This window comes from Mesorhizobium quangtriensis (assembly GCF_040081925.1).
Taxonomy (GTDB): domain Bacteria; phylum Pseudomonadota; class Alphaproteobacteria; order Rhizobiales; family Rhizobiaceae; genus Mesorhizobium_K; species Mesorhizobium_K quangtriensis.
The window spans coordinates 326,162-349,206 of the sequence record NZ_JBEBMF010000001.1 but is presented as its reverse complement, the minus strand read 5'-3'; the positions used below and the strand labels follow the sequence as shown (position 1 = coordinate 349,206).

The following is a 23,045-nucleotide window of genomic DNA, read 5'->3' as shown; positions in this document are numbered from 1 at the left end:
GGAGAGATGACACACACTTCTTCCTCGCTCGCCACCGGCAGCAAAACAACGCTCATGGAGACGATCATGCAACCCCTGTCATATGCCGCGCGCACCGCGCGCTGGCTGATGGCGGCCGGGCTCGCGCTCGCCGCCATGCAATCCGCCCCGGCTTCGGCACAGACCGGCGAAGGCCTGACGCTGGAACGCCGTCCGACACATCCCGGTCGCGGCGAGGCCGAACCCTTCTTCACCAAAGTCGGCCGCCAACTGAACTGCGACTATGTGCAATACACCTTGCGTTTCGGCGCGCAGGGAGATCCGGCGAAGTTCCTCGATCCTGCATTCATCGCCGAGATGCCTAATGTCAGGATGGACTTCCGAGACACGCTGCCGGCGGGTCTTGAGATCGTCGACGCGCAGGTGACCGGCGACGGCACCGGCCCGGGCGGCGGCGCGCTCCCCGCGCCCATCGTCTCCACCACGACCAATCCCAGCGACACGGTGAAGCTCGAGGACTTCCGCCTGTCGACCAGCGATCTCGACGGATCCGGCGAACCCGATCGTCGCTACATCGACATCGTCATCACGGCGAAGATCGATCATGCGGCGTTCCCCGCTCCGGCGCAGGTCTCCAACCAGGGCTTCGTCAACATAACACTGGTCGGCGGCTCATCCGTGGAAATCCCTTCGCACGATCCGGCCTTGCCTGATGACCTCGACTTCAAGACTGGCGAGCCGACGAAGATCACGATCGACGTTTCCCGTTGCGACCGTGCGCCACCACCTCCCCCTCCCGGCGAAGCCTGCTTCAAGACGGAGACCGGCACGGTCGATTGCGTGCCCGGCGGCGGTGCGTTCATCTACCACATGCCCGTCGGCTCCGAGCTCGGCGGCAAGTGGGTGCAGCTACGCACCACGACCCCCGGCGTCACGGTGGCCCCGGCGATGCAGCTCGCGCCAATCGGTGGCGGGGTGCTGAACTGGACGATAACAGGCGCGCTGCCTGGCGACACCGTGCATCTCATCGTCACCGGCATCGAGACCTATGCCGGGCCGGAAGAAGGTGTCGGCCTCTGCTGCTCGCAGGTGATCGACATCGAGATCCCGGAAGACCTGAGGTGCCCGCCTGACAACAAGGAACCGGACATCCAGGTCGAGAAGCGCGCGGACGTCGCTCGCTGTACGCTGGAGGGCGGCTGCGACTTCACCATCCGCGTCACCAATGTCGGCGACGCGCCCTATAACGGGCCGATCGTGCTGGAGGAGGTAACGGCACCCGGAAGTGCCGCCGTCGTCTCTGGTCCCAACGCACCATGGGCCTGCGTGCCCATGGCAAGCCCGATGATGTGTTCGCACCCGGCCACCACGCTGGACCCGGGCGAATGGGTCGAGTTGAAGCTCGGCTTCGCACCGGGACCCGGCTGGAACGGTCGCAACATCCGCAACTGCGCGGAGTATGACTATACGGCGAGCGACCAGCCGGAAGTCTTCGGCTCTACGGGTAACGACAGGGCCTGCGCCACCATCCAGATCTGCCGTCGCGGCGACCCCCGCTGCGAACCGCCGGTAGAGAAGCGGACCGACCTGCGCATCACCAAGGATCCGCGTTCGCGAGTATGCAGCGCCGATGGCGTTTGCACCTTCAACATCCGGGTCTTCAACAATGGCACCGAACCCTATGTCGGCCCGCTGACCGTCATCGACGAGTATCCGACGGGCGTACCGGCATCGTCGACCTTCGGGCCGACGCCGCCCTGGACCTGTGCGCCGATATCAGGTGGGCGGTTCCAGTGCGATCACCCGGGTGTCAATCTCGCGCCCGGCGCGTTCATCCCGATCGGGGTGCGGGCGGTCGTGGGACCGGACTATCAGGGCGACCTGATCCGCAACTGCGCCGAGGTGAACGGCATCGAGGGCGAAGCAAACCTCGAGAACAACCGGGCTTGTGCCGAAATGCGCATTCCGGGCCGCGAGCCGAAAAGGCCTGATATCCGCGTCGAGAAGACCGGCGACAAGGAATGCCGGGCGGGCCAGCCCTGCACCTTCGAGATCACCATCACCAATGCGGGTACGGCTGATTTCAACGGCCCGATGCGCATTGGCGACGCGATCGGCGTCGACGGCATCGGCCGGCTGGAAGGCGTTGTGATCAGTGAAATCTCGCCGCCCTTCGGCTGCGAGCCGGAGCCGACCACGCTGCCCATGTCGTGCATCGCCAACATCACGCTTGGTGCGGGCGAACAGCGCGTTCATCAGGTGACCGTGGTCATCCCTGAAGGGCCGCTCGCCAATATCCGCGAGCCGGTTCCTGCCCGCAACTGCGTCGGTGTCATCCCACCTGACGTGCCTGTGGCCGAAGATCCGGACGGCGTGCTGGAAGGACCCGAAACCACCGGCCGACCGGGTACGGGCCCTTCTGCCTGCCACACCTTCACCATCGGCAGGCCGGTGGCGGAGCAGTGCTCCAAGGGCTTCGTGATGAACGCGGACGGGCGTTGCGTGTGTCCGGAGGGTACGCGCTTCCGCAACGGCCAGTGCCGGACGGTCGGCGGCGAACCGCCTCCGCCCCCACCGCCCCCGGTGGACCGGTGCATCCTGAAGCCGGGCCAGATCCGGACCCAGGCCGGTGAATGCGTCTGCCCGCGTGGCACCAGCCTGATCCGTGGGGAATGCCGGAAGAACCTGCCGCAGCAGTGCGAATTGCTGCCGGGTCAGATCCGGACCCAGGCCGGCGACTGCGTCTGTCCGCGCGGCACCAGCCTGGTACGTGGCGCATGCCGGAAGAACCCGCCGCCGCAGTGCGAGCTGCTGCCGGGCCAGATCCGGACGAAGGACGGCAAGTGCGTCTGCCCGCGCGGCACCAGCCTCGTAAGGGGTCAGTGCCGCAAGGATCCGCCGCCGCAGTGCAAGCTGCTGCCGGGTCAGATCCGCACCGAGGACGGACGCTGCGTCTGCCCGCGCGGAACGCGGCTCGTCGATGGCGAATGCCGCCGCCGGCAGGTCGAGTGCCCAAGAGGGACTGAGCTGCGCAATGGCCGCTGCGTCGTCATCGAGGTGGAATGCCCGCGCGGCACCGTGATGCGTAACGGGCGTTGCGTGAAGATCCGGCAGGAGACCTGTCCGCCCGGCTTCATCGGCTCGCCGCCGAACTGCCGCAGGCTGCAGATCAACCGCGATCTGCAACTGATCGACCCGCAGAGACAGCAGCAGCAGAAGCTGCAGATCCAGTAGGATCGCCGCATAGAAGACGAGCCCCGCCGGCGCAAGCCGGCGGGGCTCTCTTGTCAGGACACCGGAGAAATCTTGCGGCCGCCGATCCAGACGCCTGCGACGTTCAGCTTGTGCGAGAGGGCCACGACATCGGCCGCCGCACCCCTGGCGAAAGTGCCGAGCCGATCGGCGCGGCCCATCGCCTGCGCGGGATAGAGCGAGGCCATGCGCAGGGCCTCGCCTAGCTCGACGCCGATGCGCTCATGCATGAAGCGCACCGCCGAGATCATGTCGAGGTCGGCGCCGGCCAGCGTACCGTCGGCGAGCGTCAGGCGTCCGTCCTTCCGATAGATCGTCCGGCCATTGAGGGTGAACTCGGTCATGGTCGTGCCGATGGTGGACATTGCGTCGGTCACCAGAGCGATCCGTCCCGGCCCGCGCTTGGCGCGCACCGCGACGCCGATGCTCGCCGGATCGACGTGGTAGCCGTCGGCGATGAGTCCCGCGAAGAGCCGGCCGTCATCGAGCGCGGCGCCGACCAGACCCGGCTCGCGGTTGGTGAGCTGGCTCATGGCATTGAAGATATGCGTCGCAAGGGTCGCGCCGGCATCGACATAGGCGATGGCCGTGGCATAGCTCGTGTCGGTGTGGCCAAGGCTGACGGAAATGCCGGCGGCGGCCAGTGCGGCGACCTGCTGTGGCGTAACCGATTCAGGCGCGACGGTGCAGAGCAGCGTCGGCAGTTCCCGCCTGGCGTCGACCAGCGCGGCGAGATCGGCCTCGGTCATCGCGCGGATCAGTTGTGGGTCGTGCGCGCCCTTCCTGGTGAGCGCCAGATGCGGGCCTTCGAGATGCAGGCCGGCAAAACCAGGAACATTTTGTTTGCCGGCTTCGATGCCGGCGGCTATGGTCGCGGCCGTGACGTCCGGCAGGTCGGTGATCAGCGTCGGCAGCAGCGCGGTCGTGCCGAAACGCGCATGCGCTCGGCAGATCGTTTCGATCCCCTCGACGGTCGGATGATCGTTCAGCAGAACACCGCCGCCGCCGTTGACCTGGAGATCGACGAATCCGGGCGCGAGGATTTCCGCAGCGGTGTCGCAAAGTTCGACGCCCGGCGGGAGGCGGTCGCGCGACACGATGCCTTCTACCGTATCGCCACGGACGAGAAGGGCGGCATCGTCGTGCCAGCCTTCGCCATCGAAGATGCGGTTGGCGGCGAGGGCGAGAAGGTCGTTCATACGGTCTCCGTCACCTTGCGCAGGTTTCTTGGCTGGTCGGGATCGAGGCCTAGCTTTCGCGCGAAAGCCTCGACGAAGGCATAGAAAGACACGACCAGCGGCAGAGGGTCGGTGATCGGATGGCCGGTCGGGGCAAACGGCAGCACGCTTGCCTTCCTCGCCTGTGCGGACGTCACAAAGACCGATGCGCCCTTGCCGGCCAGGAGGTCAGCGGCTTCAGCCGTCGCCGGTTCGGAAGCGTCGCGCGCGGCGAGCGCCACGACCGGGAAGCCGGGTCCGACCAGCGCCATCGGGCCATGCATCACCTCGGCCGCGCTATAGGCCTCCGCATGCATGCCGCAGGTTTCCTTGAACTTCAGTGCCGCCTCGTTGGCAATCGCGGCAGAGGGGCCGCGCCCCAGGATGAAGAGCGAGGTCTCTCCGGTCAGGGCGTCCGCAATGCCCATCCAATCGCAATCGATCGCCTTGCGCAAATGTTCGGGCAGGCCGCGCAGCGCGGCGAGCAACGTTGTATCGCCCGTCCAGTGCGCCAGCAGCAGCAGGCCGGCGACGGCCGAATTCACGAAGCTCTTGGTCGCCGCGACACTTTTTTCGACGCCGGCCAGGATGTCGATAGCGTGGTCGGAAGCGTTGGCGAGCGGCGAGCCGGCCGTGTTGGTGAGAGCGATGGTGAGCGCGCCGCCTGATTTTGCCGCCTCCGCCATGGCGACGATGTCAGGGCTCTTGCCCGACTGCGAGATCGTCAGGCAGGCGGCGCCCTCGAGCTTCAGTTTCGCGCGATAGATCGAAGCGATCGAGGGCCCGAGCGAGGCGACCGGCACACCTGTGGTCAGCTCAGTGGCGTATTTCAGAAAGGACGCAGCGTGATCAGACGAACCGCGCGCCACCGTGGCGATGACCTTTGGTGACAGGTCCCGGAGCTGCCTGCCAGCCAAAGCGAGCGCGCCGTCGGATGCCTCGATCAGGCGCGCCGCCGCAGCCGGAATCTCGAGGATCTCGTTGCGCATATGCGTGGGCGTCTCAGGCATTTTGTTACTCCGTAGTGCCGAACGTGCGCACCGCCATCGATACCGCGCCCCCCAGCGCGTCGGTGCGCGGCGGCCTGACAAGTGCCCGGAAAGGCTGTGAAAGGTTTTCGGCGTAGAATTGCGAGAGTCCGCCAAGGAGGCTTAGCGGCGTGTTCCCGTCGAGCCCGAGTGCGGCGAGCGACGCTTCGACCGCGGCGACTGCGCGGGCGAGAATCTCCCCAGCGACCACGTCGCCTTTGGCCGCGTGTTCGAGAACCTTCGGCGCGAAATTTCCGTAGTCGCCCGGCTTCGCGCCGAGCGAGAATTCGACGACGGCATTGGGATCGTTCCTGAAGGAAGCGAGGATCCAACCAGTGAGGGGCGAGGCAGGCCGTACCCCGTCATAGGCCAGCAGCGCCTCTTCCAGCGCCTCCCGCCCGATGCGGCTGCCAGCGCCCTGATCCCCGACCTGGAAGCCCCAGCCACCAAGGGCGCGCTCCACACCGTCACGGCGCACGAGATAGGCGGTGCCCGTGCCGACAATGGCGATGGCCCCGTCGCCGCCATCACCGACGGCCCCTTCCAGCGCGATCAATGCATCGGTTACGACGCGGCTGTTGGCGAAGGGAAGGATGGCTTCAAGCTGGCTCCCATAGTCGCCGACATTCGCGCCGGCAAGGCCGAGAATGGCGCGAACCCCGCCGATCACATCGGGATCGAGACCGGCCGCCGTTGCGGCTTCCCGTGCCGCCGCCACGATGTTGTCGCGCGCGCCGGTCAGGTCAGTGCGGATGTTGGCGGGACCGCTCTTGCCACGGCCGACGATCTCGCCGGAAGCGGTGGCAATCGCTGCCCTGCAGCCGGTTCCGCCACCATCGACGCCAAGCAGAAAATTCAAGGACCGACCTCCGTATTCCCGCGCAGGTGATGCCAACAAGAAGCCAATTTGCCAAGCTTTATTTGGCGCGGTCGCGATTCGCCGATATGGGGTCGCAGCTGAACGTGAAATTGAGAGGACTGCCCGATTTGCAGATGACGCGCGCAGCATTGGTCATCCTTCTGCTCGGCACGGTCGCAGCTGCCGCCGAAGAGAAGACGATCGTCATCGAAAGCTGGCGCGACGATGACCTGTCGGTCTGGCAGGACAGGATCATCCCCGCCTTCGAGGCCCGCACGCCAGGCATCAAGGTCGTTTTCTCGCCGACCGGGGGAGAGACCTACGACGCCGAACTGGCCGCTCGGCTCGGGGCGGGCAAGGCTGGCGACCTGATGGCATGCCGGCCGTTCGACGCCTCGCTGGACCTTTACAACAAGGGCTATCTGGCCCCGTTGAACGACCTGCCGGGATTAGACGCTTTTTCCGCCTTCGCCCGATCGGCATGGTCGACGAACGACGGCAAGACCACGTTCTGCGTGCCGATCGCCTCGGTCATCCACGGTTTCCTCTACAATGCGGATGCCTTCGAGCAACTGGGCATCGCGGCACCCACCACCGAAGCGGAGTTCTTCGCCGCGCTCGACAAGATCAGGGCCGACGGAACCTACACGCCGCTGGCCATGGGCACGAAGGATGGATGGGAAGCCGGCATACTCGGCTACCAGAACATCGGCCCGGCCTATTGGCGTGGCGAGGATGGCCGCACGGCACTCGTCGCCGGCAAGCAGAAGCTGACCGACGCGCAGTGGATGGAGCCACTGGCGACGCTTGCCCGGTGGAAGGACTATCTCGGCACGGACTTCGAGAAGCGGTCTTATGCAGACAGCCAGAAGCTATTCGCATCCGGCCGCGCCGCGATTTACCCTGCGGGCTCGTGGGAGATTTCTGGCTTCAACGCGCAGGCCCGGTTCAGGCTCGGCGCGTTCCCGCCGCCGGTCAGAAATGCCGGCGATGGCTGCTATATCTCCGACCATCCCGACATCGGGATCGGCCTCAACCCGAAAAGCGCACATGCCGAGGCGGCCAGAACCTTCCTAGCCTGGGTGGCGTCGCCGGAATTCGCGTCGATCTATGCCGATGCCCTGCCGGGCTTCGTCGGCCTGATCCAGACGCCGAAGGCGATCGACGATCCGCTGGCCGCGACGTTCGCGTCCTGGCGAAGCCGCTGCAAATCGACTTTTCGCTCGACGGATGCGGTCCTGTCGCGCGGCACACCCAGCCTCGCGGACGAAACGAGGCTGAAGGCGACCGCTGTCGTCAACGGCACCGAGACGCCGCAGGATGCGGCGGCCGAACTCCAGAAATCCCTCGACGACCAGCCAAAGGCTGCAAGATAGGGTGACGCCCCGCGCCGGAGCGACAGGCGGCCGCTTGAAAAGCCGTGGCCCTGCCTCACATCTTGGCGTGAGGGATTCCGACGAGCGGGGAACAGCATGGACGAAGCCGGCATATCCGCAATCGCGGACTGGACTGTAAGACGAGGGCTGGCGGGCGATGACGAGATCACCCTTCTGAATGGATTCTGCGAGCGCTGCGTCGATGCCGGCCTCGAAATCGCGCGCGGGCTGGCCATCATTGATACGCTGCATCCCGTTTATGAGGGGCGGGTCTTCTCCTGGAGCAGCGACAAACCCGTTGAAACGCCGGTATCTCCCTATGCGCCCATGAGCCTTGGCGGCTACGCCGCGGAAAGCTGGAAGAACAGCCCGTTCTACCATCTGCTGCAGACCGGGGAAGACGAGTTGCGTCAGCGCCTCGACGAACAGGGAGAACAGACCTTCCCCGTGATGGCGGAGCTTCGCGACGAGGGCCAGACGGACTGGCTTGCCATGATCCAGCGTTTCGACAAGGAAGCGGCGATCGGCGAGATGGACTGTTTCATGTCGCGCTGGACGACGACACGGCCGGGTGGTTTCACGGATGACGATATCGCCACGCTGCGCCGGCTGGTGCCTGTGCTTGGACTGGCAATCAAATCCACGTCGCTAGCCCGCGTCGCCCAGTCTCTCGCGGAAGCCTATCTCGGCCGGGATCCCGGCCGCCGCGTGCTGGAGGGACGCGTCACGCGCGGAGAGGCCGAGCGGATCAACGCCGCCATATGGTTCTCCGACATGCAAGGATACACCAAGCTGTCGGAAAGCATCGACAGCGACCAGCTCATACCGTTCCTGAACGACTACGCCGAGATCGTCATCACCGCTGTGCATGGCGCGGGTGGCGACGTTCTGAAGCTTATGGCGGACGGCGTGCTGGCGATCTTCACCGCCGACGGTCCCGCCGAAGCCTGCGCTGCCGCGCTGCGTGCCGAGACCGACATGCGCCGGCGGCATGCCGAGCTCAACCTGCGCCGCGTCGCCTCGGGGCAGCCGGTATCATCCATCTATCTCGGACTGCACACCGGCGATGTCTTCTACGGCAATATCGGCAGCAAGGACCGGCTCGACTTCACCGTCGTCGGACAGGCTGTCAACGAAACCAGCCGCATCGCCTCGATGTGCCGATCAGCCGACCGCGACGTACTGTTCTCGCTGGATTTCCGCGACGCGCTGCCGCCACTCGAACGCGACCGGCTCGTCTCCGTCGGGCGCTACGCGCTTCGCGGCGTTGGCCGCGCGCAGGAGCTTTTCACGCTCGACCCGGACACCGCCTCACCTTGAATCAAAACGCCGCCGACCCTGGATGGATCGGCGGCGTTGCTATTTCGTGGCGGATTACTTGTCCTGGACGAAGGTCTGCTTCTGCGTGCCGAGACCCTCGATGCCGAGCTCGACCACGTCGCCGGCCTTCAGGAACTTCGGCGGCTTCATGCCCATGCCGACGCCGGGAGGCGTGCCGGTCGAGATAATATCGCCGGGCAGCAGGGACATGAACTGCGACAGGTAGGACACGAGGTGAGCGACGCCATAGACCATCGTCTTGGTCGAGCCGTCCTGCCTCGTCTTGCCGTTAACCTTGAGCCACATCTTGAGGTTCTGCGGATCGGCAACCTCGTCCTTGGTGACCAGCCATGGGCCGATCGGTCCGAAGGTGTCGCAGCTCTTGCCCTTGGTCCACTGGCCCTGACGTTCGGTCTGGAACGCACGCTCCGACACATCGTGGGAAACGCAGTAGCCGGCGACATAGTCGAGCGCCTCGGCCTCGGACACGTATTTCGTCTTCTTGCCGATCACGACGCCGAGCTCGACTTCCCAGTCGGTCTTCTTCGAGCCGCGCGGGATGAGCACGTCGTCATCGGGGCCGACGATCGCCGAGGAGGCCTTCATGAAGATGACCGGCTCAGAAGGAACGGGCAGGTTGGACTCGGCTGCGTGGTCTGCATAGTTCAGGCCGATGCAGATGAATTTGCCGGTGCCGGCGACGCAGGGTCCCAGGCGCGGATTGCCGCGAACCAGCGGCAGGGTCTTGGGATCGATCTTCGACAGCTTCTTCAGCGCGGCGGGCGCGAGCGCGGCGCCTGCGACATCTGCCACATGCTCCGACAGGTCGCGGATCTTTCCATCCGCATCGAGCACGCCCGGACGTTCCTTGCCCGGCTTTCCATAACGCAGCAGTTTCAAGGACATTCCCTCCTGAGGGCCGGCCGGTTTTCAGGTGCGGCAGGCATGGTCACGTTCGGCGGAGGACAGGTCGGAAAAGTCCGACAAATGAATTCTACCGCCAGAGTCTACCGTACCAGCGGGTACGGTATGATCCGCGCATCTTTTTGCAGGTGCAGGGCTGTACGACAAGTGGAAATCGCCCGCCACGGAACCCGGCGGGCGAAAAATCAGCCGACGAAGGCGCGTTCGACGACGAAATCGGCCGGATGGGCGAGCGAGCCTTCCTTGAAGCCGAGACTTTCGACCAGTTCCTTGACGTCCTTCAGCATATGCATCGAGCCGCAGATCATGACGCGGTCGGTGTCGGGCGAGAGCGGCGCGATGCCAAGATCCTCGTAGAAACGACCAGTCTCGATCAGCCGCGTGATGCGGCCCATCTGGGGCGTGATCTCGCGCGTCGTGGTCGAATAGAGCGTCACACGGTCCTGCACCAGTTCGCCGATCAGTGGGTCTGCGGCAAGCGCTTCGAACAGCTCGACGCCATAGGCAAGCTCGGCATGGTCGCGGCAGGTATGGGTGAGGATGATCTGGTCGAACTTCTCGTAGGTGTCGGGATCGCGCACGAGGCTGGCAAATGGCGCGATGCCGGTGCCGGTCGAGATCATGAACAGGCGCTTGGCCGGGGTCAGTGCATCGACGACCAGCGTGCCGGTCGTCTTCTGGCGCAGCAGTACGGTATCGCCGGGCTGCACCTTCTGCAGATGCGAGGTCAGCGGCCCCTCCGGTACCTTGATCGAGAAGAACTCGATCTCCTCGTCCCAGGCGGGGCTGGCGATCGAATAGGCGCGGAACACAGGCTTCTCGGCATTGGGCAGCCCGATCATGACGAACTCGCCGGAGCGGAAGCGGAAGGCCTGGGGGCGCGTCACACGGAAGGAAAACAGCCGGTCGGTGTAGTGCTTTACCGACACGACTTTTTCGGCGAAGACATTTGCCGGAATCGGAAAAGCGACGCGTTCGGCGTCGTCCTTCACGGCGGTTGCGGTCTGCTGCATTCTCGACCCTTTCAACGGCATGACGCCCACTACGCTCCGAACGGGAGGCATCCGGAGTGTCGGGCGACAGGCTGGAATGGTGATGCCTTGTTTGGGAAATTTATTAGTATACAAACGAATATCTGGTCAAGATTGCAGCGCGGAACAGGCTTCCAACATGCCGGCGTTTTCGAGATTCGACATTTCGGATTTCGTGCATGACTGAGAATAATCAGGCAGGCCAGGCGGGAAGCGTCGTCGCCGGCATCGATGTCGGCGGTACTTTCACCGACCTCATCCTGATCGACGGTCGCGCCTCCGGCGGCGTTCGCATCGCCAAGGTGCCGACCACCGTCGACAACCAGTCGTTCGGCGTCGTCAGCGCGCTTGCTGCGGCGAATATCGATGCCGCAGACATCGACCTGATCGTGCACGGCACGACCACGACCACCAACGCGGTGCTGGAGCGTCGGCTCGCCCGCACGGGCATGATTACCACACGCGGCTTCCGCGACATCATCGAACTCGGGCGCCGCACCCGGCCGCAGCCCTATGGCATGACCGGAACATTCGTGCCGGTCATCCCGCGCAACCTGCGGCTGGAGGTCACCGAGCGGGTCGAGGCTGGTGGCGCTGTCCGCACGCCGCTCGACGAAGATGAGGTCAGGGCTGTCGTCCGTCACCTGCTCGACGCCGGCTGCGAGGCGCTGGTGATCCACTTCCTGCATTCCTATGCCAACCCTTCACACGAACGGCGTGCCGCCGAGATCGCCGCCTCGCTCTGGCCGAACGGCTACATCACCACCGGCCATTCACTGCTGTCGGAGGCGCGCGAATTCGAGCGCGGCGTCACCGCTTCGGTCAACGCATCGGTGCAGCCGATCCTTGAGCGCTATGTCGAGCGGTTGCGCACCGAACTCGCGAAAATGGGCTATGCCCGCGACTTCCTGATCATGAACGGCAATGGCGGCATGATCTCGGCGCGCTTCGTCGCCCGCGAAGCCGCCAAGACGGTGATGTCCGGGCCGGCGTCAGGTGTCATCGCCGCTGCCTACACAGGCAGGCGCGCCGGCTACAAAAATCTGGTCACCTACGACATGGGCGGCACGTCGACCGACGTCGCGTTGATCCTGAACGCCGAGCCTGCGGTCTCCAACGAGACCGAGATCGAATACGCCATGCCGATCCATGTGCCGATGGTGGCAGTCCATACGGTGGGCGCGGGCGGCGGTTCGATTGCGCGTGTCGATGCCTCCGGGCTGATCCAGGTCGGACCCGAAAGCGCTGGCGCGACGCCCGGCCCGATCTGCTACGGTCGCGGCGGCACGGAGCCGACCATCACCGACGCGAACCTGCTGCTCGGCCGGCTGGACCCGAAACGCCTGCTGGCCGTCGATGCGCCGGTGACGGTCAAAAAGGTGCGGGACATCTTCGAGGCGAAGATCGGCCGCGCGGCGGGGCTCGACGCGATCGCGGCGGCGGGAGCGGTGCTGAGGCTAGGCAATTTGAAGATGGCCGGCGCGATCCGCATGGTGTCGGTGAGCCGGGGCTACGACCCGCGCGATTTCGCACTGTTCGCCTTCGGTGGCGCGGGACCGCTGCACGCCTCGGCACTGGCGCGCGAACTCGGCCTGCCCACCGTTCTGGTGCCGGCGCGGCCGGGCATCACCAATGCGCTGGGGTGCGTGGTCGCAGATCTGCGGCACGACTTCGTCAACACGATCAACCAGCCCGTGCCACTGCTCGACGAAGCGCGCGTGCGCCAAGTGCTGGAGCGGCATCGCGAGGAGGGGCAAACGCTGATCGCCAAGGAGGCGGCCGAGCCGGAAACGATCCGCACCATCCACTCCGCAGACATGCAGTTCGTCGGCCAGACGCATATCCTCAATGTGCCGCTGCCCTCGGCAGAAGTGTCGCGCGCGCAATTGCAGGAATTGTTCGAAAAGGCCTATTTCGCCCGTTTTCGGGTGGAGCTTCCGGAGATCCGTGCCAATCTCGTCAACCTTAACACATCCGTTGTCGGCGTGCGTCCTGCGGTCGACCTTAGCCGGCTGATCGATCCTGCCGGGCGCACGTCGACACTCGATGAAGCGCGCCGAGAAGTACGGCCAGTCTGGTTCGACGGCGACTGGATCGACACGCCGGTTTATCGCCGCGAGAAGCTGCCGCTCGACGCGATTGTGCATGGACCTGCGATCATCGAGCAGATGGACGCGACGACGGTGCTGGAACCGGGTGACGTGGCGAGGAGCGATACGGATGGGAATATTCTGATCGGGGTGGGGAGATGAGAGGGACATCGGCGCAGTCTTTCTTCTCCCCGTTCACGGGAAGAAGATGCCGGCAGGCAGATGAGGGGCGACATTTCGTTCGGCCAGGTTTACTTCTGCCCCTCATCCGTCACTTCGTGACACCTTCTCCCCGCAAGCGGGGAGAAGAAAGATGACTCTCGACGCCATCACCCTCTCCGTCATCCAGGCGGCGCTGCAGCAGACCTGCGACGAGATGGACCTCACCTTTTCGCGCGCTGCCTTTTCGCCTGTCATCGCCGAGGCCAACGACCGCTCCGATGGCATCTATTCGGCCATCGACGGCTCGCTGATCGCGCAGGGAAGCCAGGGCCTGCCGGTATTCGTCGGCGTCATGCAATATTCCACGAAGACAATCATCGAGATGATCGCCGATGGCCGCTGCCTGCCGCCGGAAGAGGGCGACATCTACATCGTCAACGACCCTTATCTCGGCGGCACGCATCTGATGGACGTGCGTTTCGCCATGCCAGTCTACAGGGCCGGCAGGATATTTTGCTGGCTCTCGAACACTGGGCACTGGCCCGACATCGGCGGCGCGGTGCCGGGTGGCTTTTCAGCATCGGCGACGGCGGTCGAACAAGAAGGCCTGCGCCTGCCGCCGGTGAAGCTGTTCAAGAAGGGAAAGCTGGACCCGGAAATCTACGCCATCATCACGTCGAATATCCGTGTGGCGGACCAGCGCATCGGCGATATCCGCGCCCAGGCCGCGGCACTGCTGGTCGGGCAGGAGCGGCTGTTCGCGATCCTCGACCGATACGGCGACGAAACAGTGACCGAGGCTATCGCCGAGTTGCGCAAGCGCGCCGCCGAACAGATGCGCGCTGGCATCGCCGTCATTCCGGACGGTGTCTATCACTCAACGGCCTTCGTCGATTCGGACGGGGTTGTGGACGAACCGCTGACGATCGCGCTCGCGGTCGAGAAGAAGGGCGACGGTCTCACTTTCGACTTTGCCGGCTCATCGAAACCATGTGCCGGGCCGATGAACAGCGTTCTCGCGACCACGCTGTCGTCGGTCTATCTCGCCATGCGCCATATCTTTCCCGATGTGCCGATCAGCGCGGGCGCGTTCGAGCCGCTGACCGTGGTCAGGCCCGAAGGCACGTTCCTCGATGCGCGCTATCCTCGCCCCGTGTCAGGGTGCGCGGCGGAGGTCTCGCAGCGCATCGCCGAAGCTGTGTTTGCGGCGATGGTGCAAGCGCTGCCGGACAAGGTGACGGCTGCGCCGGCCGGCTCCAGCGGCAATTTCGCGCTCGGCGGACACGACCCGGCGCGCGGGCGCGATTTCGTCATGTACCAGATTTCCGGCGGCGGTTATGGCGGCAACGCGCGTGAGGACGGCCTGACCAACGGCTGCTCAACCATCGGCATCTCGAAGTCGCCGCCGGTCGAGATCATGGAACAGGCCTTTCCGGTGCTCTACCGGCACTATGCCTTGCGCGAAGGGTCGGGCGGTGCAGGCAAACATCGCGGCGGCTTCGGGCTGGCCTACGAAGTGGAACTGCTGCGCGGCGAGGCGCGCGCGTCCTTCGTCATGGATCACGGCCGTTTCGGCCCGCAGGGCGTGCTCGGCGGCGCTGACGGCGCGGTCAACGAGGTGACCGTCTTTCGCGACGGCGAGCCGCATGTGCCGAAACATCTCTCCAAGGAACAGGATATCCCGCTGAAGGCCGGCGATCGGGTTCGTGTCCGCACGCCGGGCGGTGGCGGCTACGGGAACCCGCACGACCGGGATCCCGCGCTGGTCCGCCACGACCTGGCGATGGGCTACTATGCGGCCGAGGATGTCGAGAAGATGCTCAGCGCGTCCTCGAGATCACCCTCGTCGAGCAACTCCCCCGGTAGCTCATCGACCGCCTCCATCGACCAGAGCGACGGATAGTCGCGCACGAAGCCGGTGACAGGGTCGATCATGAGTTCGTCCGCGTAGCCGGTGGTCGGCGACTGATACGCGTAGCGGTCTGTATCGATACGCTCGTAGACCTGCGGCAATTCGACCAGCGCCTGCTTGCCGATGTCGAACCACGCCACCGAGAATTCGGCGCGTTCGCCGACTTCCAGCTGCAGGCGCTGGAGTTGGAGCACATTGGTGGCGGGCGTAAAACCGAGGTCGAGGTCAGCCAACCCGGTGAGGCCTTGCGGCTTTCCGTCGAGCTTCCAGCCATCGGGCTTGCGCTCTATCGAGTGATAGAACCGCCGTCTCCCCACGAAGCCGCGGACGCTGCCGCGGCGGGTGACAAAAGCCTCGTCGACCTCGACCGTATAGTTGACGGCGACGGGTCCCGACCTGTGCCAGAAAGAGGCCATGCCGGTCAGGTTCCAGCCGAGCGCCGGCGACAGCAGCGCCGAATCGTGACCCTGTGTGTGAAGCGAGCGCCAGAACGCATTATGGGGTTTGGTTTCGATCATTCTTTTCGGGCCTCATTGGCGTCATGAAGCCCCCCGGCTCAACAACTGACCGCCGGATGGGAGTTTTTTGAGGCAAGATTCCGACTATTTCGGCGCGCCGACCCTACGCACCGTCAGGCGATGCGCGACAGGAGCCGTAGCAAAGTAGCCGCTTCCTTAGGGGAAAGCGGGCGCAGGGTCTCGGTGGTGATGTCTTCAGCGAGTGGCACCAGACGCTCCACCGTCCTGCGACCATCCTCCGTCAGGCTGACCATCAACCGCCGCTTGTCCACGTCGTGCCGCGTGAGGGCCACCAGCCCACGCGACTTGAGACGGTCGATGACGCCCTTGACGGTCGCCGCGTCCATGGCGATCAGGCTGCCGAGCTGGTTCTGCGACGTCTCGCCGACATCGGCGAGTTTCGCCAGCGCGGCGAATTGCGGCGGCGTCAGGTCGCCGATCCTGTCCGCGAAGATGGCGACATGACGTTGGTGGGCCTTGCGTAGCACGAAGCCGACCTGTTCTTGCAGGCGGTAGCCCTCGGGCGTATCGTCCTCGACAAGTCTCAGATTGCGTTCGCCGGTCACTGATCCATCCCCGTCATCGATCTGGCCTCGTCATCGCAGCCCGTCCTCCCCCTTCACCTGCCACGCTTCCAGCCCGCCCATGCGCGAGTGCACGCGTCCGCCGATCGACATGGCAAGCGCAAACAGGATTTCGTCCGGGCGAGGTCCCTGCGGGTCGGAAACGGTTATGGCGTCGAAATGGCTGCGCACATAGGCCGCGTTGGCGTGGCCAAGCGGTACGTCGAGGCTCGCGCCGAACGCACCGAGCTTCATCGCCGACGGCACGATCGCCTTCGATGCGTCAAGCCGCTCGCGCATGGCGTATCCACCCGGCACATGCCAGAGCGCACCGTGCTCCAACTCGCCCGCCGTGCCGACGATAGCGCCCTTGCCGTAGCCGTCGATGAGCGAGGTGTTGCCGCCCAATGCCGCGATCAGCCTTTCGGTCAGGAGCTGGCCCAGCGGCTTCAGATCGTCCATCGCGGTCTGAAGCTCGGCCGAATAGCCGCCGGCAAAGGGATTGCGCACGATCGCCCAGGCAGCCGCCCGCCGGCGGGGTTGGTCCGGCGCAGGGCCGCCGTCATGCAGGCTCTCCTCGTTGAGGATTGCGATCTTGCGGATCGTGAATTCAGGCATGTGTCTCTTCCCGGATATTTTCAAGCTTGTGGAGAGGTTTCCGCCTTACGCGTCGCAGCTCTTCCCCATCTCCAAACGCAGCGCCGCAAAGCCGGCTCTCGGACTTGAGGAAAAGTACGGCGTCCTCGATCAAACCACTCGTCCGCAACCGCCCTGCCACCGTCAGCCCCGCATCAAGCGCTGCGGCGACCTCACCTGCAGACAACCCGCCTACCTCGACCGTCACCAATCGCTCGCCAAGGTCGCTGTCGGGCGCGAGCACGTTCGCCCTCTCGCGACGGATCGCGCGGTGTCCCGGCAGATCCACGGCGTTGGCGATGATCGTCGCGGCGGCGTCCGCCTCCGCGCCCGTGCGGGCCAGCACCGTAACCGCATCGGCGATGCCGAGCGAGAATGAGCGCCCGCGCCAGCCGCTGGTTGCAACGCCGCGCACGGCATCCTCCCCCCGAATGACAATGCGGTCGGCAAAGCCGTGGCCCGCTCCGGCGATCGCCAGCCGCATCGACTGGCCGGGCGCAAGGAAAAGCGCGCTGTCGCCGCCATTGTTCACATAGGCCCGGTCAAGCGCCCGGCCTTCCAGCATTGTGGCCAGAATTTCGTCGGCTACCGAACCGGCCACGGCAGCCATCGGCGTGATGAAGTTCTCCGCTGCCAGAGGCGACACAGCCGCTTCCATGCGAAGCGCGGTTACCCCGGCAAAACGGCGCGGGCGCGAAGACGCCGCACGGCGCAACGCCGGCAATTCCTCGGCCAGTTCCGGAAGGATCGTCTGAAACCGCGAGGTCGCCTGTTGGTACGCAGCCTTAACCTCACCAGCCGCGCCGAACGCCTCGACGATCAGGTCAATCGGACCATGGTTGAGATGCAGCCGGCGTCCGTCCGGCAGCATATGGACCTGCGGGCCGATCATGCCTTTCCATCCCGAAGATGAAGCTGCGCCAGCGGCGGCCATGGGTTGTCTGAAGAGGCGTCGATCTCGTGGCGCGGGTTGAGGTATTCGCCGCCATGGGCGAGCACGTCCTCCACGCTCCGAATGTGATCGACGTGACCGCCAAGCGCGACGTAGTCGTCGCGGCGCAACGTGAACTCGATTGGCGCGACCAGCGCCGGCGTCGGCACGTAGCCGAAGGCGTTGTCGGGCACGCGCGTCACATCGACCATCAGCGTGATGCCGCCGCCCGGCCAGACATAGACAGGCGCGCCGCCGACCGTCACATAGGTTTGCAGTTCCTGCACGGAGCGCGTCAGGCGCACCGGGTTCTCGACCACGCCGGCGCGCAACGAGCCGCCCGCACCGCCGACGAACAGCACGGTGCAAAGCGCCGGCTCGCAATTCTCCTCGATCAGGTCGACGGATTTCCTCAGGCGTTCGGGAAACGGTTTTTCGACCGGCTTCAGTTCGTCGTCCAGTTCGTAGTAGGCGAACTGCTCGCCGGTGGTCGAGACCATCAGCAGCGACAGGCCCGGCCGCGCGCCTTTCTTGGCGTTCCATTCGCCGAGGATGGAGCGAGGATCGGAAATCGTCGTGCCACCCCAGCCGAGGCCGGGTTCCGAGACCTTGAAGTAGCGGCCCGGCGTCGAGCGACGCCCGACGATCTTTATCCCCGTGTCTTCCCAGCCGAGCACCTTGCCGGCCTGATGCTCGGACACGACTCCGGTGATGTGGTCATCGACCACCACCACCTCGTCCACCAGCCCGCGCCACTGTGCGGCGAACATGCCGATGGTGGCCGAGCCGCAGCCGACGCGCATGCGGTTCTCGAGCTTGCCGTCGATGACCGGCGGCTTGCCCGCCTGCACGACGATGCTCGCGCCGCCGTCGATAGTCAGCTCGACCGGTTTCTTGTTGCAGAGATTGAGCAGCGCGTCGCAGGTAACGCGGCCCTCTGACTTCGAACCTCCGGTCAGGTGGTGGACGCCGCCAAGCGACAGCATCTGCGAACCGTATTCGCCCGTCGTCACATGGCCGATCGCCTCGCCCTTCGCCCGCACCGTCGCGGCCTCGGCGCCGATTTGGCGGTCGGTATCTATCTTCACCTTGACGCCGCAGTAGGAGAAAATGCCCTCTGTAACGACGGTGACGAGGTCGACGCCCTCCACCTCCTGGCTGACGATGAAGGGCGCTGGCTTGTAGTCGGGATAGGTGGTTCCCGCCCCGATGGCGGTGACGAAGCGCCGGCCGGTGTTGACGAGCCCGCCGTCGGCAGCGCGACCTGCGTCGAAAGCGACCGCCGCGCCGCCCTGTTCCAGGATGGTCAGCGGGTCCAGCCGCACGATCCTGCCGCCGGAATTTCCGTAGCGGTCGCAGGCACCCGAACGACCGTCGGCGATGTAGCACATGACCGGACAGGCATCGCAGCGAATCTTTTCGGCGACCTGCTTCTCGCCAGCCGCATGGGTCTCGAAGCGCTCGGCCAGTTCGCTCATGGAGCCGCCTCCCGCGCCCTGATCGCCTCGAGCACGCGCGTCGGCGTTGCCGGCACCTTTTTCACCAGCACGCCCGTGGCATGGCGGATGGCGTTGAGGATCGCCGGCGCGGTGGGGATCAGCACGTGTTCGCCGAGGCCCTTGGCGCCGAATGGTCCCTCCGGGTCCGGCACCTCGATGATGATGGATTCGATCTCCGGCACGTCGCCGATGGTCGGGATCAGGTAGTCGTGCAGGTTCTCGTTGCGGCCCGCGATGTATTCCTCCATCAACGCAAGGCCGATGCCCTGCGCGATGCCGCCTTCGATCTGGCCTTCGACCAGCAGCGGGTTGATGGCGCGGCCGACATCGTGCGCGGCGGTGATCTTGATGAGTTTCACCGTGCCGAGCTTCATGTCGACCTCCAGCTCGGCAATCTGCGCGCCGTAGCCATAGACCGCGTAGGGTTTGCCCTGCCCCTTTTCGTCCAGCGCCTCTGTCGGCGGATCGTAGCTTTCTCGCGCCGAAAACACGTAGCCCTCGCGATCAGCTTCGATACCTTCCAGTTCGATGCGTCGTGCCGCGTCGCCTTCGCGAACCGCCACCGCGCCTGCCTCGAACGACAGGCTCGCGCCGGGCGAGACATTGGCGAAACGCAATATCTGTTCGCGCAGCGAGCGCGCCGCCTTCTCGGCCGCCTTGCCGGAGATGTAGGTCTGGCGCGAGGCGGAGGTCTTGCCGGCGTCGGGCGTCACCGCCGTGTCCGCTCCGACCAGAGTGATGTCGGCGAGCGACACGCCGAGCGTGTCGGCGAATATCTGTGCGATGACCGTGTTCGCGCCCTGGCCGATGTCCACCGCGCCCTGATGCAGCACGACACGGCCGTCGCCAGTGACACCGGCCTTGATGGTCGAGGGATTGGCGATGGAGGTGTTGCCGCAGCCATACCAGCAGGACGCGATGCCGACGCCACGCTTGCGATTGGTGTGGGTTGCGTTGAACGCCTCGGCGTCGGCCAACGCGCGCGACCAGTGCGGTCGCAAGGCTTCCAGGCACGCGACGATCCCCACGCCGCTCTCCAGCCACTGGCCGGTCACGGTGGCATCGCCATCACGCAATGCGTTCTTGAGGCGGAACGCCAGCCGGTCCATGCCGAGCTTTTCAGCAAGCTCGTCGTACAGTGTCTCCTGCATGATCGTCGCCTGCGGCACGCCGAAGCCCCGGAAGGCTCCGCCGTTTGGACCGTTGGTGTGAATGGCGCGGCCTTCGGCGCGATAGTTTGGCGTGCGATAGGGGCCCGAGGCGTGAACGGGAACGCGGTTGGCGACTGTCGGCCCAAAACTGGCGTAGGGGCCGGTGTTGAATTCGCCATCGAAGACCATGCCGACGATGCGCCCGTCAGCGTCCGCGCCGATGGTGGCCTGCATTGAAGCCGGGTGGCGCTTCGTGGTCGATGTCATCGATTCAGTGCGCGTGTAGGCAAGCGCAGCCGGCCGGCCCGTCTTGAGCGCCACCAGACCGATCAGCGGCTGCAACGACACGTCGATCTTCGAGCCGAAGCCCCCTCCGGTCGCCGTCGGTGTGATGCGCACCTTCTCGAGCGGCAGCCCGAGCACGAGCGAAGTGTCCTCGCGGTCCATGTGCGGCGCCTGTGTGCAGGCGGAGATCACCAGCGTGTAACCATCCATGCGCGCAAAGCCGGCTTCGGGCTCGATATAGGCATGTTCGACGCAGGAGGTCTCGAATGCACCTGAAACGACATGCGCCGCGTCGCGCAGCGCCGAGTCCGGGTCGCCATGTTCCACGATGCCGCTGGCGAGAAGGTTTCCGGGCCGACCAGCATGCAGCAGCACGGCATCCGGCCTTTGAGCTTCGCGTGGCGACAGCGCAGGCGGCTCTTCAGTCCACGAAATCGGAAACGACGCCAAGTCGAGGGCGGGAACGGCTGTTCGCTCAGCCGCTACCAGCGCCACCGCCTCACCCCGGAAACGCACCATGCCCTCTGCAAGCGCTGGCTGGTCGGCAAAGGACGGAATTGCCCCGAAGCGGTTGCGGCCCGGGATGTCGGCGGCGGTGAATATCGCGACCACACCAGGATTACCGCGCCGCCACCCATCGAGATCGCCGAAACTGAAATGCGCATGATGATGCGGCGACCGCAGGACGAGGACAGACAACGCATCAACGGGGAAACTGTCCGCGCCAAATTTTTCCTCGCCTGTCACCTTCGGTATGCCATCCAGCCGGACAGGTGAGGCGCCAACGGCCTTGCCAGGTTCAGGCAATTTAGGAGCAAGGTCACCATCATGCTTCCACGCTTCGGCGACCGCCGTGATGATCTTGCGATAGCCCGTGCAGCGGCAGAGAACACCGCCCAGGGCATCCTTCACCTCGGTCTCGGACGGACGCGGGTTTTTTGCCAGCAACGCAGTCGCCGTCACCAGGAGACCCGGTGTGCAGATGCCGCATTGCGCCGCGCCATGTCTAAGGAAGGACGCCTGCAGCGCCGACAGCCGGCCATTGGCAAGCCCCTCCACCGTTTGCACGGAACGGCCCTCGATCGAGGCCATGGGCACAAGGCACGCGCAGGCCGGTTCGCCGTCGAGCAGGACGGTGCATGCGCCGCAGTCGCCGGCGTCACAGCCGACCTTCGTTCCCGTCAGCCGGAGTTCGTCGCGCAGGACCGACGAAAGCCGCGTCACCGGATGCACCGAGACGGTTGCCGGCGCGCCGTTGACCTCGAAGGTGATGGCGTGGCCGTGCACGTTCATGCGGCCGCCTCCGCCTCGCCCAAACCGAGTGCGCCAAGGATCGCGCGCACCGCAATTTCGCGCGCGGCCGCGCGGCGATAGTCGGCGGTGCCGCGCACGTCGTCGATCGGCGAAAGCTCATCGAGCGGTGCAGCCATGACCGCGCTCTCGATCTCGGTTGCGCTCCGCAATCCGACCAGTACCGTTTCCAGTCCGGCCAAGCGCTGCGCGACCGCCGAACATGCCCCGACCGCGATCACGGCGGTCTCGATCCTTCCGTGCGCGTCGGTGACCACGCGCGCTGCGGCCATGGCAATCGAGATGACGAGATAGCGCCGCGCGCCGAGTTTTTGAAACGAGGATGTGCCGCCCAGCGATGCCTTGGGAACAAGAATGGCGGTCACCATCTCGTCCGGCCGAGACGCGATCCGCCTGTTGCCGAGGATGAAGCCGGAGAGCGGAAGCACGCGGCTGCCGGAAAGCGAACGCAGCTCCACCTCTGCATCGAGCACCAAGAGCGGCGGCACGCCGTCGGCGGCGGGCGAAGCGTTGCAGAGATTCCCCGCGATCGTCGCGACATTCTGGATCTGCGGCGAGCCGACCTCGCGAGCCGACTGCTTCAGCATGTCGAAGGAGGGCGGCAGCCTGTGCTTGGTGACATCGGCCCAGGTCGTGCGAGCACCGATGACGAGATGCGTTTCCGTTTCGGCGATACCGCGCAGGTCGTCGAGCGCGTTGATGTCGAGCACATTGTCGGTCAGCGGCCGGTTGCCGAGCGCGGGATAGAAATCCGTGCCGCCGGCTAGGATTTTCCACGACGCCTCGCCAAGCAGCGCCAGCGCCTCATCGACATCCCTGGGTTTCGCGTAACGGATCACGCAATGCCTCGCGGCTTCTCATGGCCTGCTTGCGGCCCGAGAAATTCATTCGTATGCAAATGATATCAGCGAGCCGTTCAATGTCAAAGCGATGCTGGAGAAAACCGTTGACGGCGGCGCGGCGACAGTCGAATTTCGGCAACCGGTTTTGCTGTGGGCAAG

Annotated in this window: 17 protein-coding genes; 5 read left to right on the top strand and 12 right to left on the bottom strand. The window is 65.3% G+C overall.

Translation table 11 applies throughout. The features are described 5' to 3' along the window. Positions 1–6: 6 nt before the first annotated feature. Positions 7–3,213 (top strand): DUF7929 domain-containing protein, encoded by a 3,207-nt coding sequence (locus tag ABMA32_RS01765; protein ID WP_349012011.1) that lies wholly within the window; start codon positions 7–9, stop codon positions 3,211–3,213. A gap of 53 nt (positions 3,214–3,266) precedes the next feature. Here ABMA32_RS01765 and nagA read toward each other — a convergent pair whose 3' ends face one another. The 3 genes from nagA to ABMA32_RS01750 are packed head-to-tail and all read right to left on the bottom strand — an operon-like array spanning position 3,267 to position 6,335. Then, positions 3,267–4,430, bottom strand: a complete 1,164-nt coding sequence (gene nagA / locus ABMA32_RS01760; protein WP_349012010.1) for an N-acetylglucosamine-6-phosphate deacetylase — start codon at positions 4,428–4,430, stop codon at positions 3,267–3,269. Next, on the bottom strand, positions 4,427–5,458 hold the full coding sequence (locus ABMA32_RS01755; protein WP_349012009.1) for an SIS domain-containing protein: 1,032 nt from the start codon (positions 5,456–5,458) through the stop codon (positions 4,427–4,429). The genes nagA and ABMA32_RS01755 overlap by 4 nt, the downstream gene beginning before the upstream one ends. Positions 5,459–5,462: 4 nt before the next feature. Then, the gene (locus ABMA32_RS01750) at positions 5,463–6,335 is read right to left on the bottom strand and encodes a glucosamine kinase nucleotide-binding domain-containing protein (RefSeq protein ID WP_349012008.1); all 873 of its coding nucleotides are present in this window, start codon (positions 6,333–6,335) and stop codon (positions 5,463–5,465) included. 134 nt (positions 6,336–6,469) lie between these two features. On the opposite strand from ABMA32_RS01750, the gene ABMA32_RS01745 reads away from it, so the two are divergent. Both ABMA32_RS01745 and ABMA32_RS01740 read left to right on the top strand, forming a co-directional pair. Continuing rightward, positions 6,470–7,711, top strand: coding sequence for an ABC transporter substrate-binding protein (locus ABMA32_RS01745; RefSeq protein WP_349012007.1), 1,242 nt, complete (start codon positions 6,470–6,472; stop codon positions 7,709–7,711). A 96-nt stretch (positions 7,712–7,807) separates the two neighbouring features. Next, positions 7,808–9,031 carry an adenylate/guanylate cyclase domain-containing protein gene (locus tag ABMA32_RS01740; protein ID WP_349012006.1) on the top strand — a complete coding sequence of 408 codons (1,224 nt, stop codon included), beginning with the start codon at positions 7,808–7,810 and terminating at the stop codon, positions 9,029–9,031. A 54-nt stretch (positions 9,032–9,085) separates the two neighbouring features. Here ABMA32_RS01740 and ABMA32_RS01735 read toward each other — a convergent pair whose 3' ends face one another. After that, positions 9,086–9,931 (bottom strand): fumarylacetoacetate hydrolase family protein, encoded by an 846-nt coding sequence (locus ABMA32_RS01735; protein WP_349012005.1) that lies wholly within the window; start codon positions 9,929–9,931, stop codon positions 9,086–9,088. 209 nt (positions 9,932–10,140) lie between these two features. Continuing rightward, on the bottom strand, positions 10,141–10,968 hold the full coding sequence (locus ABMA32_RS01730) for a ferredoxin--NADP reductase (RefSeq protein WP_349012004.1): 828 nt from the start codon (positions 10,966–10,968) through the stop codon (positions 10,141–10,143). A 197-nt stretch (positions 10,969–11,165) separates the two neighbouring features. On the opposite strand from ABMA32_RS01730, the gene ABMA32_RS01725 reads away from it, so the two are divergent. Both ABMA32_RS01725 and ABMA32_RS01720 read left to right on the top strand, forming a co-directional pair. Then, a complete protein-coding gene (locus ABMA32_RS01725) occupies positions 11,166–13,238 on the top strand; it encodes a hydantoinase/oxoprolinase family protein (RefSeq protein WP_349012003.1) in 2,073 nt (690 codons plus the stop codon). Between the two features lie 151 nt (positions 13,239–13,389). Next, the gene (locus tag ABMA32_RS01720) at positions 13,390–15,141 is read left to right on the top strand and encodes a hydantoinase B/oxoprolinase family protein (protein ID WP_349012002.1); all 1,752 of its coding nucleotides are present in this window, start codon (positions 13,390–13,392) and stop codon (positions 15,139–15,141) included. Here the strand turns inward: ABMA32_RS01720 and ABMA32_RS01715 are convergent. The 7 genes from ABMA32_RS01715 to ABMA32_RS01685 all read right to left on the bottom strand — a co-directional run bounded on the left by ABMA32_RS01715 (position 15,030) and on the right by ABMA32_RS01685 (position 22,883). Further along, positions 15,030–15,668: a putative glycolipid-binding domain-containing protein gene (locus ABMA32_RS01715; protein WP_349012001.1), complete on the bottom strand. Its 639-nt coding sequence runs from the start codon at positions 15,666–15,668 to the stop codon at positions 15,030–15,032. The two genes, ABMA32_RS01720 and ABMA32_RS01715, sit on opposite strands and share 112 nt — an antisense overlap. A 113-nt stretch (positions 15,669–15,781) precedes the next feature. Continuing rightward, a complete protein-coding gene (locus ABMA32_RS01710) occupies positions 15,782–16,234 on the bottom strand; it encodes a MarR family winged helix-turn-helix transcriptional regulator (protein WP_349012000.1) in 453 nt (150 codons plus the stop codon). 30 nt (positions 16,235–16,264) lie between these two features. Then, the gene (locus ABMA32_RS01705; protein WP_349011999.1) at positions 16,265–16,849 is read right to left on the bottom strand and encodes an amino acid synthesis family protein; all 585 of its coding nucleotides are present in this window, start codon (positions 16,847–16,849) and stop codon (positions 16,265–16,267) included. Beyond that, a complete protein-coding gene (locus ABMA32_RS01700; RefSeq protein WP_349011998.1) occupies positions 16,842–17,759 on the bottom strand; it encodes a UPF0280 family protein in 918 nt (305 codons plus the stop codon). The genes ABMA32_RS01705 and ABMA32_RS01700 overlap by 8 nt, the downstream gene beginning before the upstream one ends. After that, the gene (locus tag ABMA32_RS01695) at positions 17,756–19,276 is read right to left on the bottom strand and encodes a 6-hydroxynicotinate reductase (protein WP_349011997.1); all 1,521 of its coding nucleotides are present in this window, start codon (positions 19,274–19,276) and stop codon (positions 17,756–17,758) included. The genes ABMA32_RS01700 and ABMA32_RS01695 overlap by 4 nt, the downstream gene beginning before the upstream one ends. Then, positions 19,273–22,026, bottom strand: coding sequence for a molybdopterin-dependent oxidoreductase (locus ABMA32_RS01690; protein WP_349011996.1), 2,754 nt, complete (start codon positions 22,024–22,026; stop codon positions 19,273–19,275). The genes ABMA32_RS01695 and ABMA32_RS01690 overlap by 4 nt, the downstream gene beginning before the upstream one ends. Beyond that, positions 22,023–22,883, bottom strand: a complete 861-nt coding sequence (locus ABMA32_RS01685; protein WP_349011995.1) for an FAD binding domain-containing protein — start codon at positions 22,881–22,883, stop codon at positions 22,023–22,025. Before ABMA32_RS01685 ends, ABMA32_RS01690 begins: the two co-directional genes overlap by 4 nt. Positions 22,884–23,045 lie beyond the last annotated feature (162 nt).